At 55.9% G+C, this 17568-nt stretch carries 14 protein-coding genes; 6 read left to right on the top strand and 8 right to left on the bottom strand.

Features of this window, described 5'->3' with window-relative positions:
* Window positions 1-17 precede the first annotated feature (17 nt).
* From ACLBVC_RS10655 to ACLBVC_RS10680, 6 genes are all read left to right on the top strand, one after another.
* The gene (locus tag ACLBVC_RS10655) at window positions 18-1562 is read left to right on the top strand and encodes a glutathione ABC transporter substrate-binding protein (protein WP_410149566.1); all 1545 of its coding nucleotides are present in this window, start codon (window positions 18-20) and stop codon (window positions 1560-1562) included.
* Between the two features lie 245 nt (window positions 1563-1807).
* A complete protein-coding gene (locus ACLBVC_RS10660) occupies window positions 1808-2728 on the top strand; it encodes an ABC transporter permease subunit (RefSeq protein WP_410149567.1) in 921 nt (306 codons plus the stop codon).
* Between the two features lie 54 nt (window positions 2729-2782).
* The gene (locus ACLBVC_RS10665; protein WP_410149698.1) at window positions 2783-3649 is read left to right on the top strand and encodes an ABC transporter permease subunit; all 867 of its coding nucleotides are present in this window, start codon (window positions 2783-2785) and stop codon (window positions 3647-3649) included.
* A 20-nt stretch (window positions 3650-3669) separates the two neighbouring features.
* A complete protein-coding gene (locus tag ACLBVC_RS10670; RefSeq protein WP_410149568.1) occupies window positions 3670-4749 on the top strand; it encodes a DmpA family aminopeptidase in 1080 nt (359 codons plus the stop codon).
* 71 nt (window positions 4750-4820) lie between these two features.
* Window positions 4821-5642: a M55 family metallopeptidase gene (locus ACLBVC_RS10675; protein WP_410149569.1), complete on the top strand. Its 822-nt coding sequence runs from the start codon at window positions 4821-4823 to the stop codon at window positions 5640-5642.
* Window positions 5643-6548 carry a LysR family transcriptional regulator gene (locus tag ACLBVC_RS10680; protein ID WP_101076671.1) on the top strand — a complete coding sequence of 302 codons (906 nt, stop codon included), beginning with the start codon at window positions 5643-5645 and terminating at the stop codon, window positions 6546-6548.
* Window positions 6549-6940: 392 nt separating this feature from the next.
* Here ACLBVC_RS10680 and ACLBVC_RS10685 read toward each other — a convergent pair whose 3' ends face one another.
* The 8 genes from ACLBVC_RS10685 to ACLBVC_RS10720 all read right to left on the bottom strand — a co-directional run bounded on the left by ACLBVC_RS10685 (window position 6941) and on the right by ACLBVC_RS10720 (window position 17276).
* Window positions 6941-8023, bottom strand: a complete 1083-nt coding sequence (locus ACLBVC_RS10685) for an iron-containing alcohol dehydrogenase family protein (RefSeq protein WP_410149570.1) — start codon at window positions 8021-8023, stop codon at window positions 6941-6943.
* Between the two features lie 75 nt (window positions 8024-8098).
* Window positions 8099-8947 carry a MurR/RpiR family transcriptional regulator gene (locus ACLBVC_RS10690; protein ID WP_410149571.1) on the bottom strand — a complete coding sequence of 283 codons (849 nt, stop codon included), beginning with the start codon at window positions 8945-8947 and terminating at the stop codon, window positions 8099-8101.
* A 3-nt stretch (window positions 8948-8950) separates the two neighbouring features.
* A complete protein-coding gene (locus tag ACLBVC_RS10695; RefSeq protein ID WP_410149572.1) occupies window positions 8951-10270 on the bottom strand; it encodes an MFS transporter in 1320 nt (439 codons plus the stop codon).
* Between the two features lie 210 nt (window positions 10271-10480).
* Complete coding sequence (locus ACLBVC_RS10700) at window positions 10481-10819, bottom strand: hypothetical protein (RefSeq protein WP_104922154.1); 339 nt, start codon at window positions 10817-10819, stop codon at window positions 10481-10483.
* A 116-nt stretch (window positions 10820-10935) separates the two neighbouring features.
* Window positions 10936-11700 carry a siderophore-iron reductase FhuF gene (fhuF, locus tag ACLBVC_RS10705; protein ID WP_410149573.1) on the bottom strand — a complete coding sequence of 255 codons (765 nt, stop codon included), beginning with the start codon at window positions 11698-11700 and terminating at the stop codon, window positions 10936-10938.
* Window positions 11701-11838: 138 nt separating this feature from the next.
* Complete coding sequence (locus ACLBVC_RS10710; RefSeq protein WP_410149574.1) at window positions 11839-12747, bottom strand: dihydrodipicolinate synthase family protein; 909 nt, start codon at window positions 12745-12747, stop codon at window positions 11839-11841.
* 378 nt (window positions 12748-13125) lie between these two features.
* A complete protein-coding gene (locus ACLBVC_RS10715) occupies window positions 13126-14733 on the bottom strand; it encodes a gamma-glutamyltransferase family protein (protein WP_410149575.1) in 1608 nt (535 codons plus the stop codon).
* Between the two features lie 458 nt (window positions 14734-15191).
* Window positions 15192-17276: a sensor domain-containing protein gene (locus ACLBVC_RS10720; protein ID WP_410149576.1), complete on the bottom strand. Its 2085-nt coding sequence runs from the start codon at window positions 17274-17276 to the stop codon at window positions 15192-15194.
* Window positions 17277-17568: the final 292 nt, after the last annotated feature.

Raw genomic sequence — 17568 nt, forward strand, 5'->3', positions numbered from 1 at the left:
ATACACAGGAGAAGTTCATGCACTCAACGTTTCTACGTAAAAGCCTGCTGGCAGCGGGACTGGCGCTCTGTTTTGCCGCTTCAGCACAGGCGAAAGATCTGCGCATTTCTATGTATGCCGATGTGACCGGTTTTGATCCGCACGACACCACGGATACGCTGAGTTATTCCATACAGAGCGGCATTTTTGAACGTCTGTTCCAGTTCGACAACAAAATGGCCGTCGTGCCGGTGCTGGCGACCGATTACACCAGTAACAGCGACGCCACAGAATTTACTATCAACCTGCGTCACGACGTGACCTTCCAGGATGGCACGCCGTTTAACGCCGATGCGGTAAAAGCGAACCTCGATCGCCTGGCGAATCCGGCGAATCATCTGAAACGTAACTCCCTGTTCAGCATGATTAAATCGGTAGACGTGGTCAGTCCTTATCAGGTCAAAATTACGCTGAATAAACCGTTCGGCGCGATGATCAACACGCTGGCGCACCCGTCAGCAGTCATGCACAGCCCGGCATCGCTGAAACAGTATCCGAACGAGCAGGATCTGAGCGTGCATCCGGTCGGAACCGGTCCGTTTAAATTTGTCGAATGGCAGCAGGGCAAAGACGTGAAGCTGGTGAAATACGACAACTACTGGCAGAAAGGCTGGCCGAAAGTCGAATCCGTGACGCTGTATCCGACGCCGGAAGATTCCACGCAGGTAGCAAAACTGAAATCCGGCGGCGTGGATGCGGTGTATCCGCTGCCATCTGATCTGGTCGAAACCGTGAAAAGCGATCCGAAACTCGATATCGCGCAGGATCCGGGTATTTATCTTTATTACATCGCCTTCAACACGCAGAAAAAAGAGTTCTCCGACGTGCGTGTTCGTCAGGCGATTAATTACGCCATCGACCGTAATTTATGGCTGAAAGTGGGCTTCGCCGGTTTAGGGTCGCCGTCCACGTCGCCGCTGCCGAAAAATGTCCAGTTCTATCAGAAACAGTCCACGCCGGATTACAGCTACAACATCGCCAAAGCGAAAGAGCTGATGAAAGAAGCCGGGTATGAAAAGGGCTTCGACGTGGAAATGTGGAGTTCGAATAAAACCGACCGTATCCGCAGCGCGCAGTTCCTGAAACAGCAGCTCTCATTGATTGGCGTCCGCGTGAAACTGGTGCCGATGGACGCCGGAACCCTGACGCAGCGTCTTTGGAGCACGCCGAAGCCGGCAGATGCGAAAGTTGAAATGTATTACGGCGCATGGTCGGCCTCGACCGGTGATGCAGACTGGGCGCTGCGTCCGCTGTTCGCCACCGAATCCTGGATCCCGTCGGCGTACAACGTGTCGTACTACAGCAACAAACAGGTCGATGCGGCGATCACCGCCGGGCTACAAACCGCCGACGTTGAAAAACGTAAAGCGGCTTATGCCGATGCGCAGAAACTGCTGTGGGCAGATGCGCCAATGGCGTATCTGGGCGTGCCGGACAATCTGGTCGGTAAGAGCAAAGCGTTGTCCGGCGTCTACATGCTGGCCGACGGTTCGCTGATTTTCAATCAGGCACAGTTTAAGTAATTGAATGCCAGAACGTGTATGCGGTTTACTCCCCCTCTCCTGTGAAGGGGAGGGTTGGGGTGGGGTATTAAGGTTAAAAACCCTTGTTAAAGTGTGCTTTGGCAAGGGGCATGTCTGCTAAACCCCCTCCCAACCTCCCCCTTCGCAGGGGGGGAGGAGCAAAGGCCAGACCTTCGGTCAGCTCTCTCTTTTGCGCCGGGGATGAGTAGACTGCCATCCATATTCAGGCTCAGGGAAACACATTTATGCTGACCTATTTAATCCGCCGTTTACTGGAGATGATCCCGGTTTTACTGGTGGTATCCTTACTGGTATTTGGATTTATCAAGCTGCTGCCGGGTGACCCTGCGCGTATTTACGCCGGTCAGGATGCGCCGATTGAGGCGGTTGAGTCAGCGCGGCAACTGCTTGGTCTGAATGATCCGCTTCCGGCGCAGTACTGGCACTGGCTCGACGGCATGGTACATGGCGATCTGGGTACGACGTACCGCACGCGCCAGCCGGTGTTAGGTGTGATTGAAAGCGGATTTATGCCCACGCTGCTGCTGGCGCTGGCCGGTTTCGCCTGGTCAGTGGTTTTGGGGCTGGTGATTGGTGTGGTCTCAGCGCTAAAACGCGGAAAGTGGCAGGACTGGACGCTAATGAGTATGGCGGTCGGCGGGATTTCCATGCCGCCGTTCTGGCTCGGGTTGCTGCTGATTCAGTTTGTCGCCATGCCGTTTGGGCTATTTGCCGTCAGCGGATTTAACCAGCCGACCGACATCATTTTACCGGCGATTACGCTCGGTTCTTCAGTTGCAGCGGTCATGGCGCGTTTCACCCGCTCGGCATTTCTCGACGTGGCGCAGGAAGATTACGTCCGCACCGCCAACGCCAAAGGTTTACGGGCGCGGCTGGTGACCTGGAAACACATCATGCGCAACGCGCTGATCCCGATAATTACCATGCTCGGTTTGCAGTTTGGTTTCCTGCTCGGCGGCTCGATCATCGTCGAAAGCGTCTTCAGCTGGCCGGGGCTGGGCTGGTTACTCATCGAATCCATCAAAACGCAGGATCAGCCGGTGATACAGGCGTTGGTTATGCTGTTTGTATTTGAATTTATTCTGATTAATCTGCTGGTTGACGTGCTTTACGCCGTGGTCAATCCGGCGATTCGTCTGCGCTAGGAGCTGTATATGACCGATCCTGTCTCTTCGCCGGTGGAAAACCAACCGGCAGCGATGGCCTCGCACAGTGAGGATATCCGCTCGCCGTGGTACGACTTTTTCCAGACGTTTATCCGCCATCCGATGGCACTGGTGTCCGGCGGATTTATTTTGCTGCTGATCCTGGTGGCCATTTTTGCGCCTTGGCTGGCACCTTTTGACCCGATGACGCCGGACTGGATGGCGCTGGGCGTCGGCCCGACACCGGAACACTGGTTTGGCACCGATGATCTGGGCCGCGACGTGCTCAGCCGTATTATTTATGGCGCACGGATTTCCCTCTACGTCGGCATTTTCTCCGTCACGCTGGGCATGATTGCCGGTGTTTTGCTCGGGCTACTGGCGGGTTATTATGGCCGGTGGGCGGACATGCTAATCATGCGCGGCTCCGATGTTCTGTTTGCGTTTCCCGGTATGTTGCTGGCGATTGCGGTGGTTGCCATTCTCGGCCCCGGCCTGAATAACGTAATAATCGCCGTGGCGGTGTTCAGCGTGCCGGTTTTCGCCCGCATCGTGCGTGCGGCAACGTTATCCATCAAACAAAGTGCCTACGTGGAAGCGGTGCGGTGCGTCGGTGCGCCTGACCGTGTGGTCATTTTGCGCCACATTCTGCCGGGCACGCTTACGAACGTGATTGTCTATTTCACCATGCGCATCGGCACCAGCATTCTCACCGCCGCCAGCCTGAGTTTTATCGGTCTTGGCCCGGAACCGGACGTGCCGGAGTGGGGCAATATTCTGGCGATGAGCCGTAACATGATGATGGCGGGCAAATGGAACGTCAGCGTTTTCCCGGGTCTGGCGATATTCCTCACGGTTCTGGCGTTTAATTTGCTTGGCGACGCGCTGCGTGACACGCTCGATCCTAAACTGAAAAAGTAATTACGCTGTGAACTCATGACATGAAACGGAAGACTGATGCACCGCAAGATAACGAAGACGAATTCACGCAGCAGACGCTGGCGGCTTTGCTGCAACGCTGGCGCAAAACGCGTCAGATTTTTCACCCGCGGTTTCCCTGCGGGCCGTCCAATTCCATCACCGACGTCGCGGGCGTGACTGTCGGCCACAGCACGCTGGCGGCGGGGGATGTCCAGACCGGCGTCACCGCGATTGTGCCGCCGGGCGATAACCTTTATGAATACCCGCTGCCGTGCGGTGCGGCAGTTCTGAATGGTTTTGCCAAACCGATGGGGCTGATCCAGATAATGGAACTGGGCGAACTGCAAACGCCCATTCTGCTCAGCAATACCTTCGCCACCGGCACCTTGTTCAACGCACTGGTGAAACACAGTTGCGAACAGTTTCCGCAAATTGGCCGACCGGACGCGACCATTAATCCGGTGATCCTCGAATGTAATGACTTCTATCTTAACGATATTCAGGCGATGGCGGTCAGTGAAGACGACGCGCTGACCGCACTCGACGGCGCGACAAAAACGTTCGCCCGTGGCAGCGTGGGAGCAGGGCGTGGCATGAGCAGTTTCGGCCTGAAAGGTGGGATCGGCACGGCATCGCGTTGGTGTGAAGAACTTAACGCAACGCTCGGCGTGCTGGTGCTGGCGAATTTCGGCAAGCTTTCCGAACTGACGCTTGACGGCGTGCGCGTCGGTGACGCCATCGCGCAAATCCAGCCACAGCTTGCTCCGCAAGTAGACGCCGGTTCCATCATTATCATCATGGCCTGCGACCGTTATCTCGACAGCCGCCAGCTTGGCCGGATCGCCAAACGCGCCGGTGCCGGGTTAGGGCGTCTGGGCAGTTACTGGGGCCATGGTTCGGGTGATATCGCGCTGGCATTTTCCACTAATCGTGACAGTGTCACGTTGACAGAGGCAGAACTGGAACCGCTGCTGGCGCTCGCAGCAGATGCTACAGAACACGCTATTATTGATGCCTTACTGAGTGCAGAAACCGTCTGCGGATTCGACGGACATTACCGGTTGGGGCTGAGTTATCTCCTTGATAATCTGGCAAAGTAGTCGTTTGCTAAACCCCCTCCCGGCCTCCTCCTTTGCAGGAGGAGGAGCAAATAAACTGAAAGGGAACCATTATGAAAATCTTTATCTCTGCTGACATCGAAGGTATTGCGGGCGTGATGCGCCCCGAGCAATGCAGCCCCGGCAATGCGGATTACGACGCCGCGCGGGCGCTGATGGAAGGCGAAGTGAATGCAGCTATCGACGGCGCATTTGCCGGTGGTGCGATGGAAGTGACGGTCGCCGACAGCCACGCGATGATGCAGAACCTGCGTGCGGATAAAATCGATCCGCGCGCCCGTCTGGTTCAGGGCAAACCGCGCGGATTATCGATGGTCGAAGGGCTGCAACAGCAGCAATACGACGGCCTGATGTTTGTCGGTTATCACACCGCCGCCGGGGAAAATGGCGTACTGGCGCATACCATTAATGGCCGCGCCTTTTACCGCGTAAAACTCAACGGCAACGTGGTCGGCGAAAGTGATTTGTATGCCGCAGCCGGGGCCGAACTGAACGTTCCGCTGTGGCTGGTGACCGGCGACGATCATCTCGAAACCTGGATCCGCCGCCACTACCCGGAATCCCAGTACGTCTGCGTAAAACGCGCGATTTCCGCCAACGCTGCCGAATCCGACAGCCCGTCAATTGCCTGCGCTAAAATCCGCAAACAGGCGACGATTGCCGTCAGCAAACCCGCGCCGCTCACCGCCGGAAGATTCAGTGCGCCATACCATCTTGAACTGATGGCCGCTAAACCGGTTCTGGCCGACTTGTTCAGCCTGATCCCCGGCGTTGAGCGCATCGACGCCGTGACCGTGGGCTATCACAGCCCGAACGTCGCCAATATTATCAGCCTGTTAAGCGCATTTTCTTACCTTGCGACGACGCAGAAATAAATGCGCTTACGCCACATTGAAGTCTTTCAGGCGGTCTTACAGGCGGGCAGCGTCAGCGGCGCGGCCCGCCTGCTCAACGTTTCACAGCCCAACGTCAGCCGCGTACTGAACCACGCCGAGCAGCAACTGGGTTTCACGCTTTTTGACCGCACGCCGCAGGGGCTAATCGTCACGCCCGAAGGCCGCCGCCTGATGCCGGAAGTTGAGGCGTTGTTCAGCCATATTCAGGCGATTGGTGAACTGGCGGAGCAGCTGCGTCAGGGCGAAGGCCAGCACGTGCGCATCGGTTCGGCGCACGCGCTGGGGCACAGCGTCATGGCTCCGGTGCTGGTGGATTTTCGCCGCCAGACGCCTGGCGGCAGCGTCGAACTGGTGACAGGGCATTTCAACACGCTGAGTCAGGATCTGCTGCAATACAAAATGGATTTTGCACTGGCGTTTGGTGAGCAGGCTACGCAGGAACTGGTTGCCGAGTCGATTTATCAGGCCAACATGGTGGCGTTATTACCGAAAGATTCTGAGGTTGAAGGCCCGGTGTCGCTGGCATGGCTATGTGAAAACGACTTACTGATGCTCCAGCAGCAGGATCCGCTCGGGCAGGTGCTCAACCGCGTCCTGCGCGAAAACGGCCTGATGCCGCATTCCGCGTTGTTCATCAAAACCTATTCCGTGATTGCCGACATGGTGCTGGCAGGCGGCGGTGTTGGCGTTGTTGATACGTTTACCGCCCGGCGGTATGTCGATCAGCTGAAGATTGTGCCTGTCGTGGAGGCACTGCCGTTTGAGGTGATCCTGCTGAGCAGGAAGGATCAGCCTGCTTCGCAGGCGGCGTTAAAGCTTAAGCAGCTGATTCGGAGGAAATTGTGGGAGTTGGGGGAGGACAAAAGGGGGCTTTTGAATCCTTAAATTCAAGTTCTAAACCTTGGGTTGCCACCCAAACTGGCCTTAAGAGGCGCCTATCGCCGCGCCTCTTAAGAATCTCCGGCTCTTTAACTGCGTGCTGCCGCTCGCTGGCACTGTTTCAGGTGCCACAGCTATTGCCGCGAAAACTTGCCGCTGCGCGGTACCTTCATTTCGGTGTTCGAGCCTTTCGGTCTCGAAACTCTCATTCTGCAAGCTTTCTGAAAGCGGCCAATGGCTATGTAAATCTGCAGGTTCAGAAAGCGCCAGATGACATTTTATTTATACATTACAGTTGGTTGGTTTGCTCCTTCCCCTCGTGAGAGGGGAAGGAGCAAATCAAAATCAGCCAGCAGCAATCTTTCGATTCCATAACCTCCAGCCGCTTTCAAGAAAAACTACAGGACACCCAACTTCTCCACTCGCTTAATTGCCCCCCTCACGTCTGCGAAACAGACATCCCCTGGCATGTTCGCCATATCCGGCGTACTCAGACTCCGGTCGATAATCACTGCCAGATCCTGCTCCGTCAGACCCTCTGCGATGTGCGAAAGCTGCGTCGGTATCGCGCTGGCACGCGCAAGGGCTAACGCGATGTGCAACTCTTCATCGCTGCGCCCTTCGAGTGCCAGCAAGCACAGATTCCCGTAACCGACCAGCAGACCGTGGGCGACGTGGCGGGTTTTGGCGCAGGCGGTGAAACCTTCGTATAACGCATGGGACGCGCCGGTGTGTGCGCCGTTGCTCATAATGGATGTCAGTCCGGCGTAGAGGAAAATCGCATCGAGAACCTGTTCGAGCGCATTGTTGGCTTTGCCGTCCTGCACCGCGAAACAGGCGTCGGCGGCGAAGTGTTCGATGAGCGTATAGCAAAGTTCACTGTTGGTTCTCGCAACACCCGCAAGGCCGGTGAGCTGGTTCAGGTCACTGATGGCGCGATATTCGTACCATTTTGCCAGCGTGTCGCCGATACCGGCTGAGAGCAACGCCAGGGGAGAAGTTGCGAGCAAATCAGCGTCGATCACCGCCGCCGCCGGGCCGCAGGGGAGCGGAACCATGTCGCGGAACTCGCCGTCCTCATGATAACGAAACGCCAGTGAGGTGACGGCGGAGCAGGTACCCGCAATGCTCGGCAATGTGACGACTGGAATGTTGCAGGCAACGCCTGCCGCTTTGGCCGTATCCAGTGCCTTTCCACCGCCGGTGGCGATTATCACTTCAACGCCCTGCGTGCGGAAAACGTTCACCAGCCGGTTGATTTCCTGCTGGCAACATTCGCCGTTGAATATTTCACTGCCGAGATAACTGACCATCTGTTGTTCGAGCTGATCGGCGACTTTGGCTTCCACGCTGGCAATTGCCCGTTTACCGCCGACCAATAACGCCCGCTGGCCGAGACGTCCGCACATTGCGCCTAAATGTTTAATCGCTCCGCGTCCGCGAAGCACGCTGGCAGGAAAAACCAAACGGTGGGTGAACATGGCTGCCCTCAAAATAAACGCATAAAACGGAGTGTTTTATGAAGTATAGAAGGCGCGTTGTGAAGTGCCGGAATATCAGCGGCGGCGCTGGCGCACGGCGTCGTGAGTTTTGCGTAAGGCGTCCCGCGCGCCCGGAAGACGCTGCGCAACGCCGATATACAGGCAATCGATAATCAGCAACTGGCTGGTGCGGCTCGCCATCGCGGCGGCGCGAAAACCCAGTTCGCGGCTGCTGGTGAGCAGCACAATATCGGCTTTGCGCGCCAGCGGTGACCGGCCACTGGCGGTGATGGCGAGCGTTGCCGCACCGGCGTTTTTCGCGTGCAGCAGGGCGTCCAGCACGCCCGCCGTTTCACCGGAATGGGAAATTGCCAGTGCGACATCCGCCGCCGTTAACTGACAGGCGCTGACCAGGCTTTCATCGGTGCTGCCGAACGTCTGCGCGATGACGCCGATGCGGCGCAGTTTCTGGCAAAAATCCTGTGCCACTAGCGAAGACGCGCCCGCGCCGTAAACATCAATCCGCCGCGCCTGTGCCAGCGCCGCAACAGCGTCTTCCAGCGATTCGCCTTTCAGCAACTGCGCCGTGGCGGTCGCGCCTTCGACCTCAAATGCCAGCAGCTTATGCAGGATTTGCTTCGGGGAGTCGGTTTCATTAATGTCCGCCGCCAGCGGCGATTCAACAGGCGGCAGAGCATGGGGTAATTCTGCCGCCAGCGCCAGCCGCATCGCGGGATACCCCTCAAACCCTAACCGTTTGCTGGTTCGCACCACCGTGGCAGTGCTGGTTTCGGCAAGCTTCGCCAGCGCGGTGACGCTCAATTTCGCAATATCCGGCGGGTTCAGCATGATGAGGGTAATGATCCGCTTTTCTGCCGGTGAAAAGCTGCCCTGCAAAGCCTGTAAACGTGATTGCAGATTCATCGGTTATTTTTCCAGTTCGCGAAGATGGTCGTCTTTGCGCAGCGTCATCAGCGCAAACAGGCTGACCACGCAGGTCGCCACCACGTAATACGCCGGAATGTCGAGATTGCCGGTTTTTTTAATCAGGCCGGTGATAATCAGCCCTGCGCAGCCGGAGAACACGGCGTTTGACAGCGAATAAGACAGCCCGAGACCGGTATAACGCACGCGGGTCGGGAACATTTCCGCCAGCATCGCCGGGCCGGGGCCCGCAATCATGCCGATGGTTGCACCGGCAATCAGCACGGCGACGCCTTTTGCCAGCAGGCTGCTGTCCGGGTTTTGCAGCAGATGCAGCAGCGGGAAGCTGAGAATAATCACCGCCAGCACGGCAATCATCATCACTTTTTTACGGCCGATTTTGTCACTCAGCCAGCCCGAGGGCAGGATCGCAATCGCGAAACCAACGTTCGCCAGCACGGTCGCGACCAGCGCCTGCAAAAACGTGGCGTGAAGCGAGGTTTGCAGATAAGACGGCATCACCACCAGGAAGGTGTAACCGCCCGCCGACCAACCCATCATGCGGCCAATCCCCAGTGCAATGGCTTTGGCTGTCGCCAGTGTTGAGGCTTTTTCTTCCGACGTCCGCGGTGCGTTCTTTTCCGGTTTCTGGCTGGCAATAAAGGTCGGCGTTTCGTCGAGTTTAAGACGAAGATAAAGCGCCACCAGCCCCATCGGCAGAGCCAGCAGGAACGGTATGCGCCAGCCCCAGGCTTTCATTTCCGCTTCAGGCAGCCACTGCACCAGAATGGCCACCAGCGCCACGCCTGTCAGTAAACCGAGTGACACGGTAAACGACTGCCACGCGCCGTAAATTCCGCGTTTGCCTTTCGGGGCGAATTCCGTCATCAGCGAAACCGCACCGCCGAATTCACCGCCTGCAAATAAGCCCTGGAACATGCGCATCAGCGTCAGTAACAGCGGTGCGGCGACGCCAATTTGTGCGTAAGTCGGCAGGATACCGATGATGGCGGTGGCGAGCGTCATCAGCAATACCACGGCAATCAGCGTAGGCTTACGCCCAATGCGGTCGCCGATGCGGCCAAAAATAATCGCGCCAATCGGGCGACAGAAAAAGGCCAGCGCAAACGACGCGTACGTCAGAAGCAAACCGGTCATGCCGGTCTGGCCTTCGAGGGTGAAAAAGTTACCGGCGATCAGTGTCGCCAGATAACCGTAAACGCCAAATTCGTACCATTCAATAAAGTTGCCCACCGAACCGGCGACTAACGCGCGGCGTGACTGGCTGGCAGAGGCAGGGGAAAGCTGTCCGGTGCGGGTCATTATTAACCTCATATAAGGAAAGAAACGGCGGGAATAAAATGTAAATAATTTTCTAAATTCAGGTGATTATTATGTCAATAATTTTCACGTTTTGAACAAAATAAAAGCGAAATCTGTGGGGTAAGGCAGATTTTTGGCAAAAACGGCAGAGTTCAGGGCATAAAAAAAGGCTGCGCCCGTGAAGGCGCAGCCTGTTTAAAGAAGAGGGCATTACAGCGTGTGGATATCGATACCGTCGCCGATATTACTTTTCTGGTAATAAGCCCGCGGGACTTCTACCTGATACTGTTTGTCGGCGTAGGCGACTTCCAGAATAAAACGTTCGTTTTCATAAGATTCCACCGGAATAAACCCGAAGAACCCTTCCGTTACGCTGATGGTGCGGGTAGACGGAATCGCATAACGATGAACAATCCTTGCTCTGAGCGGCTGCTGATTGCCGGTTAACGTGTTCCATACGCGGTTAACGGGTTGCGCCAGAGTATCAATCACCTCTGAGGCCAGCGAGTTAAGAGCGGATGGCCAGCTCTTAGGTTTTTTCATTGTCATGATGAATGCCTCGTTGGTCTATATAACGTAATTCTTATAATTATATGAGACTAAGATCCAATCATTTTTTACGCTTAACTTATTACCGTTTGGTAAGTAGCTGGCGCATCAGCAAATTACTCCGCGACGGTTTTGCGTCTTTTGCCGGATTTACGCTCTGCTAGCAATAACGGGCAGGAAGGGCACATCGCATGGTCTTCCAGATCGTAGCGCAGGCAGCACTGTTTACGGTATTGCGGGCTGTCGGGATCCGCGGGGTTTTCTGCGCGCATTGGCTGAAATAAAGGATTTTTGCCGCCGTAGCGCAGCTCGCGCGATTCCATCAGCGTCATGCCGTCAGAAATATCAGCATCGACCAGTTCGGCCTGTTTCACACCCCAGCCGACGCGGATGGCCGCATTGCTCCAGTAAATGCCCGGTTTCAGGCCGGAGAATTCTGCCAGTGCTTCGCAAATCGGGCGCAGCTGCTGCTCGATCATCACGTCAAACCGCGCCATCGGTTCCTGTGAAGTCAGCGCTGCGCCTTCACCATCCAGATAAATCTGCGCCGGTAAGCCTTCTTCCTGCATGCACAGATAGACGTTTTCAGCGGCGATCGGCAGCTGCCAGCCGTGGCGCAAGGACACAATCACCCAGCTTGGCAGCAGGGTGGCGAAATACCATTGTGACCACATCGAAATGCGCGCGCGGCGTTTGTCGCACTGCGCGGCGTCGCCGGCATTGGCATCCAGATAGCGTTTCAGCACAAGACCACAGCCTTCTGCGGTAGTCAGCTGTGACATCGGCACCGCGTTGGTGACCAGCGGCGTCAGTGGCTTAAATGTATCGGCCACCCAGCTCACAGGCGTATCGCGGAAACTGTCGAGAAGTGTTTGCATCATGACGTTATGAAAGAGATTCGGTTCGATAAATCATGCGGATAGAGTAGCGAATATTAAAGCGGAATAGTAATGATTTCGATTTAGATTTGTTGGGGATTTTCCTCCCTCGTTGCAGAGGGAGGAGGGCGGTGCTTGCAATCAGTGCAGGACGCCTGCCTGCCTGAGGATGTCACGGACGATCTTCTGCTTATCACCGCTCAGCGGTAAGGCCGGTTTCAGCGAATAAACCGGCACGTCGATACCGACCTGCGAGATGGCGTATTTGATGACGTTGTAAATCGGCGTATCCAGCGAATACAGCGGCGGCAGGAACGACAGGCGCTGTTGCAGTTCAACGGCGGTGGCGAAATCATTCTCTCTGAACGCGCGGTAAATGCCGCAGGTGAGCTGTGGCGCAAAGTTTGCGCTGGCGGGAATAGCGCCGTCACCGCCGAGGATCAGCGTGCCGAACAGGTATTCGTCATAGCCGGAGAACACCGCGAAATCCGGTCGCACCGGTTTCACCGCCGCCAGCGTTTCGCGGATATGGTTCAGGCTGTCGACGGTATCTTTCAGGCCGACAATATTCGGGCAATCCAGCGCCAGGCGTTTAATCAGACTCACGGGAATCGACTGACCGGTCAGCCCCGGATAGTTGTACATCACCACCGGCAGCCCGGCGTTTTCGGCAATGGTTTTGTAGTGCAGGTACAGTGCTTCTTCTGTGATCGGGTTGTAATACGGATTCACCACCACCACGCCGTCCGCGCCGACACTTTTGGCGTGTTGTGCAAACGCCAGCGTTTCCGCCGTCCCGGGATGCGCCGCGCCAATCAGCACAGGCACGCGTCCGGCGACGTGTCTGGTGCAAAATTCAGCGACTTCATGCCGCAGTTCGCGGGACATATGCGCAAATTCCCCCGCACTGCCGAGGAAAAACAGACCGTTAACGCCGCCTTCAATGGCGAAATCAATCAGACGCGCCATTCCCTGGCGATCAAGCTGCTCGTTCTCTTTCAGGATGGTCGAAACCGGCGGGATTACGCCATAAAACAGTGGACGGCTCATAGATTTGTTCTCCATATGAAAGTGCGAAAAACGCAACACTCCATTTATAGAACGGCGTTTCAAATTTTTAAACAACCTGCGTCGAATTACATTTGTTTAGGTGAAATTTGGAAGGGGCATCACAGAGGATGTGGGATCAAGGGGGAAATTCAACTTCAACTTCAACTTCAACTTCAAGGTCGTGGGCGTCGGCCCACACCGACCAAAGACCCGGTAACGCGCGGGTCTCTGGTCAGTTTCGGCGCGGAGAGTTAGGCGATCACCGTTATTGAAAAACCGAAATTTTCTCGATCATCGTTCTGGCGCTTCACTGCAAGTGAAAAACTAAAATCACAAGCTCGCCTCAAAAGCAGCCTGTTTGCAGCGGCTTCCTGCAAATCACATCACCAACGCTTGTCCGTCCTTGCGGGATTCTGTCCCCGCCAGATACCCGCCCGCCGGATTTGCCACAATCACCTGCGCACCGCCGAACGAATGGCCGCTAAGTGGATCTTCGACAATCAGCTCATGCCCCATTGCGCGCAGCGCCGCCAGCGTATTGTGGTCACAAGTGGCTTCCATCGCGACCTGGCGGCCACCGTTAATCCGCCAGCGCGGCGCATCGATGGCGGCCTGCGGATTTTGTTTGTACAGCATTATGCGCAGCGCCAGTTGCAAATGCCCCTGCGCCTGCATCGGGCCGCCCATCAGGCCGAAGGACATCAGCGGTTTGCCTTCGCCGTCCTGCGCAAATGCCGGAATAATGGTGTGCAGCGTGCGCTTATTTGGCGCGACGCAGTTGGCATGCTGCGGATCGAGCGTGAAGCCGCAACCCCGGTTTTGCATACTGATACCGGTTCCCGGTACGACAACGCCGGAACCGAAACCCATGTAGTTGGACTGAATAAATGACACCATCATGCCGCTGGAATCGGCGGCGGTGAGGTAAACCGTGCCGCCCGGACGCGGTGCGCCGTAGGTCACGTCGCTGGCTTTCGTGCGGTCAATCAGGCGCGCACGCTCTTCCAGATAAGCATCGTTCAGGAACAGTTGTGGGTCGAACTGCATGTGGTCGTTGTCGGTGACGTGCTGATCCAAATCGGCCAGCGCCAGTTTCATCGCTTCGATGCACAGATGCGTGGTTTCGACGGAATCCACCGGTTTATCGCCGATGTTAAGCTTATCGAGAATGCCCAGCGCAATCAGCGTGGCAATGCCCTGACCGTTTGGCGGCAGTTCGTGAACCGAACCGCCCGCGAAGGATTGTTGCAGCGTTTCCACCCAGTCGGCTTTGTGATTCGCCAGATCAGCGTGCGTCATCGCACCGCCAAATTCCCGGCTGTGGGCGATCATTATATCGGCCAGTTCGCCGCGGTAGAACGCTCCGCCTTCGGTTTTGGCGATCAGTTCCAGCGTGTCGGCCAGCTGAGGATTACGGAAGATTTCGCCGATTTTTGGCGCACGGCCTTCAGGCGCAAAACAGGCGCTGAAACCCGGCTGGTTGCTCAATTTTTTCACCGCGATTTCCCACAGGCGGCCAATCAGCGGCGACACCGGGAAACCATTGCGGGCATAGTCGATCGCCGGTTGTGCCAGCGTGGTCAGCGGCAGGGTGCCAAAACGTTTTGCCACCGCCACCCAGCCGGAGACTGCGCCGGGCACGGTGACGGCGTCCCAGCCATAGGTCGGCACGGCTTCATGGCCTTTGGATGCGAAATATTCCGGCGTCCACGCCGCCGGTGAGCGGCCCGATGCGTTCAGGCCGTGGGCTTTCTTGCCGTCCCAGATAATCGCAAAAGCGTCGCTGCCCACGCCGTTACCGCTGGGTTCCAGCACGGTCAGCGCGATGGCGGTGGCGATGGCCGCATCGGCAGCGTTTCCGCCGAGCATCAGCATTTTCATCCCGGCCTGTGCTGCCAGCGGTTGAGAAGCGCAGACCGCATTGGCTCCCATCATCGTCGGGCGCAGGGTAGGATAAGCGACGTTAAAATCGTAATTCTCAGACATCATTATTCCTTAAGAAGCGGTGAACGCATTACGCCCTCGCGGCGACTGGCATTTTTTAACTCATTCAGACATTTGGAACATCCGGGAATGTCTTTGTCAAATTCAAAAAATGGGATGCATTTGCCAGCACGGGAGCTGAAATACGTATGCCGAATAAAAAGAAAGATGTTAGGGAGAATCGTGCAGACTAATTTGGTTTGCTCCTTCCCCTCTCACGAGGGGAAGGCCGGGATGGGGTGTTGGTTTTAGTGGCTTCGCGGCCTGCAAAACCCCCTCCGAACCTCACCCTTCGCAGGGGGAGGGGCAAAACAGCTGCTGAACGATCACCGCAGATGAGAAAACGAAATCTTCTCGATCCAGCCCTTATGGCAAGTGGAAACCAATCGCCAGAATTAACCCAATAATGAAACCTTTATCCCCCGATGACTCCTCCCGCTAATCGTGTTTAATACCTATCATCAGAGAGGTGTAAACCCGGTCAGGCGAGATTCTGAGGGCTGAGGCCGTCCAAAATAATATCCCTGGAACAAACTACAACCTTCTTCTTTAAGACGCATGAACTGCTCGGGGGTTTCGACGCCTTCTGCGGTGGTCTGAATATCCAGACTGCGGCTCATGCCGGTGATGGCGCGGATGATCGCCAACGCTTCGCGGCTATCTTGCATATCGTTGATGAACGACCGGTCGATTTTGATTTTGTCGAACGGGAACGAGCGCAGGTAACTCAGCGAGGAATAACCGGTGCCGAAATCATCCAGCGCGATACGTACGCCCAGTGCCTTCAGTTTTCGCAGGGTATCGATATTGCCCAGCGTATTGTCAAGCAGCACAGATTCGGTAATTTCTACTTCCAGACGCGAAGGATCCAACCCGGACGCTTCCAGTGCGGATTCCACCACAGAAACCAGCCCGCTGTTCTTGAACTGAATTGGTGAAAGGTTGACGGCAACAGTTTGCGATCCCTTCCATGTCGTGGCTTCGCGGCAGGCTTCATGCAGCGCAAAGGATCCAAGGCTGTGAATCAGGCCCGTTTCTTCGGCGATAGGAATGAAATCCACCGGCATGATCAGCCCGTTTTGCGGGTGATGCCAGCGCATCAGCGCCTCATAACCTATCACCGAATCGTGTTTGGCGTCGGTAATCGGCTGGTAGTAAAGACGCAGCTGATTGCAGGTAATGGCATCGCGCAAATCCATCTCGACCACACGGCGTTTACGAGCGGCGGCGTCCATTTCAATACGGAAATCTTCGTATCGGTTGCGGCCATTACGTTTGGCTTCGTAGAGCGCCATGTCCGCGCAACGAAGCAGCTGATCCGGCGTGTTCTCGATGGAATCCGCCAGTGCGATGCCGATACTCAGGCCGACAGAGAGCGAGTGACCGTCGATAATGACCGGCGGACGCACGGATTCAATCAGGCGCTTGGAAATCTGATGCGCAGCGGAGATATCTTTCAGGCCGGGCAGCACCACGGCAAACTCGTCGCCACCGATGCGCGCCAGCGTGTCGTCATCGCGCAGTGTCATCCGCAGGCGCTTGGAAATCGCCCGCAGCAGCTCATCGCCGACCTGATGGCCGAGCGCGTCATTCACGTTTTTGAAGTTATCCAGATCCAGACACAGCGTGGCAGTGTGGCTGTGCGTATAGCTGTCGCGCTGCAAAGCTTCGTTAAGACGCTGGCTGAAAAGAATGCGGTTGGGCAGGCTGGTCAGATTATCGTGGTGCGCCATGTGATGAATGCGCGCATGTGCGGCCTGCTGATCGGTGACGTCGTCAGCAATCATCATTACGTAACTGGTCTGCGGATCGTGTCCGCGGATCACTGAGCTGGTGGTTTGCAACGTCCTGTCGCCGAGTGCCGTGAGCAACTGTTGCTCGCTTTTATGCACACCTTCAGCGCGCAGACATTCGTCTGACTGCTTATTAATAAAATTGCTGAGCCCGATCCCCATACAATCCTGCGGTCGCTTGCCGAGCATTTTCTCACGCGAAATTCCCAGCAGACGTTCTGCCTGACGGTTAACCAGCAGAATTTCACGTGAAACGGCATTTTCGACGATGACGGAAGAAGGAATATTTGCGATCACCGTATTCAGAAATTGCGACAGCGAAGAGAGCTGTTCGCTGTTGGTTTCGGCCAGTTCTTTGGCTTTCAGCAATTCCTTTTCGGTTTCACGTCTTTCGGTCACATCACGGGTGATCTTGGCGAAACCAATGATTTCACCGGCTTCACGCAGGGCTTCAATAATTATATGTGCCCAGAAGCGCGAACCGTCTTTGCGCTGTCGCCAGCCCTCAGATTCATAGCGCCCCGTTGAGCGCGCGGTCTCCAGACCGTGTTGCGGCCAGCCACTTTTTTTATCTTCTTCGGTGTAAAAGCAGGAGAAATGCTTACCCACCACTTCTTCAGGCGTATAGCCTTTGGCCCGCTGCGCCCCGGCGTTCCAGTTCGCAATCGTGCCGTCCGGTGTCAGCATATAGATCGCGTAGTCTTCTACGCGTTGGACCAGCAACCGATACAGTACATCAGAATCTTCGCTCATTTTTTTTGCCTGGTAGCCTGCCGCCTCTGCGCGGGGTCCGTCCAAATCAGAGTCCGGCGAAATAGTGCGCCTGTCCCGGCGCATTTTTGCTGTGATGTGCTCATGAAACGTTAGCATAAGATAATTCTTAGTTCGCCAAATTTTGCTTCTAACATGCTTAAATTTAAGCGTTTTTAGCTAAAAGATCGGACTTAAGTGAAATTGTGCTTTTGGGTTTTAATAGCCAGATAAGGTATCGGCACGCCGGGCAGATAACTTTAGAGAAATAGCATAAAAAGCTAAGGGAAATATG

The sequence above is a fragment of the Rahnella selenatireducens genome, assembly GCF_046449555.1.
Lineage (GTDB): Bacteria > Pseudomonadota > Gammaproteobacteria > Enterobacterales > Enterobacteriaceae > Rahnella > Rahnella selenatireducens.

Coding starts and splice junctions, on each gene's coding strand:
- ACLBVC_RS10665 (WP_410149698.1), top strand. CDS start 2,783: ATGGCCTCGCACAGTGAGGATATCCGCTCGCCGTGGTACGACTTTTTC.
- ACLBVC_RS10655 (WP_410149566.1), top strand. CDS start 18: ATGCACTCAACGTTTCTACGTAAAAGCCTGCTGGCAGCGGGACTGGCG.
- ACLBVC_RS10710 (WP_410149574.1), bottom strand. CDS start 12,747: ATGAGCCGTCCACTGTTTTATGGCGTAATCCCGCCGGTTTCGACCATC.
- ACLBVC_RS10690 (WP_410149571.1), bottom strand. CDS start 8,947: ATGAATCTGCAATCACGTTTACAGGCTTTGCAGGGCAGCTTTTCACCG.
- ACLBVC_RS10685 (WP_410149570.1), bottom strand. CDS start 8,023: ATGTTCACCCACCGTTTGGTTTTTCCTGCCAGCGTGCTTCGCGGACGC.
- ACLBVC_RS10720 (WP_410149576.1), bottom strand. CDS start 17,276: ATGAGCGAAGATTCTGATGTACTGTATCGGTTGCTGGTCCAACGCGTA.
- ACLBVC_RS10660 (WP_410149567.1), top strand. CDS start 1,808: ATGCTGACCTATTTAATCCGCCGTTTACTGGAGATGATCCCGGTTTTA.
- ACLBVC_RS10700 (WP_104922154.1), bottom strand. CDS start 10,819: ATGACAATGAAAAAACCTAAGAGCTGGCCATCCGCTCTTAACTCGCTG.
- ACLBVC_RS10680 (WP_101076671.1), top strand. CDS start 5,643: ATGCGCTTACGCCACATTGAAGTCTTTCAGGCGGTCTTACAGGCGGGC.
- ACLBVC_RS10715 (WP_410149575.1), bottom strand. CDS start 14,733: ATGTCTGAGAATTACGATTTTAACGTCGCTTATCCTACCCTGCGCCCG.
- fhuF (WP_410149573.1), bottom strand. CDS start 11,700: ATGATGCAAACACTTCTCGACAGTTTCCGCGATACGCCTGTGAGCTGG.
- ACLBVC_RS10670 (WP_410149568.1), top strand. CDS start 3,670: ATGAAACGGAAGACTGATGCACCGCAAGATAACGAAGACGAATTCACG.
- ACLBVC_RS10695 (WP_410149572.1), bottom strand. CDS start 10,270: ATGACCCGCACCGGACAGCTTTCCCCTGCCTCTGCCAGCCAGTCACGC.
- ACLBVC_RS10675 (WP_410149569.1), top strand. CDS start 4,821: ATGAAAATCTTTATCTCTGCTGACATCGAAGGTATTGCGGGCGTGATG.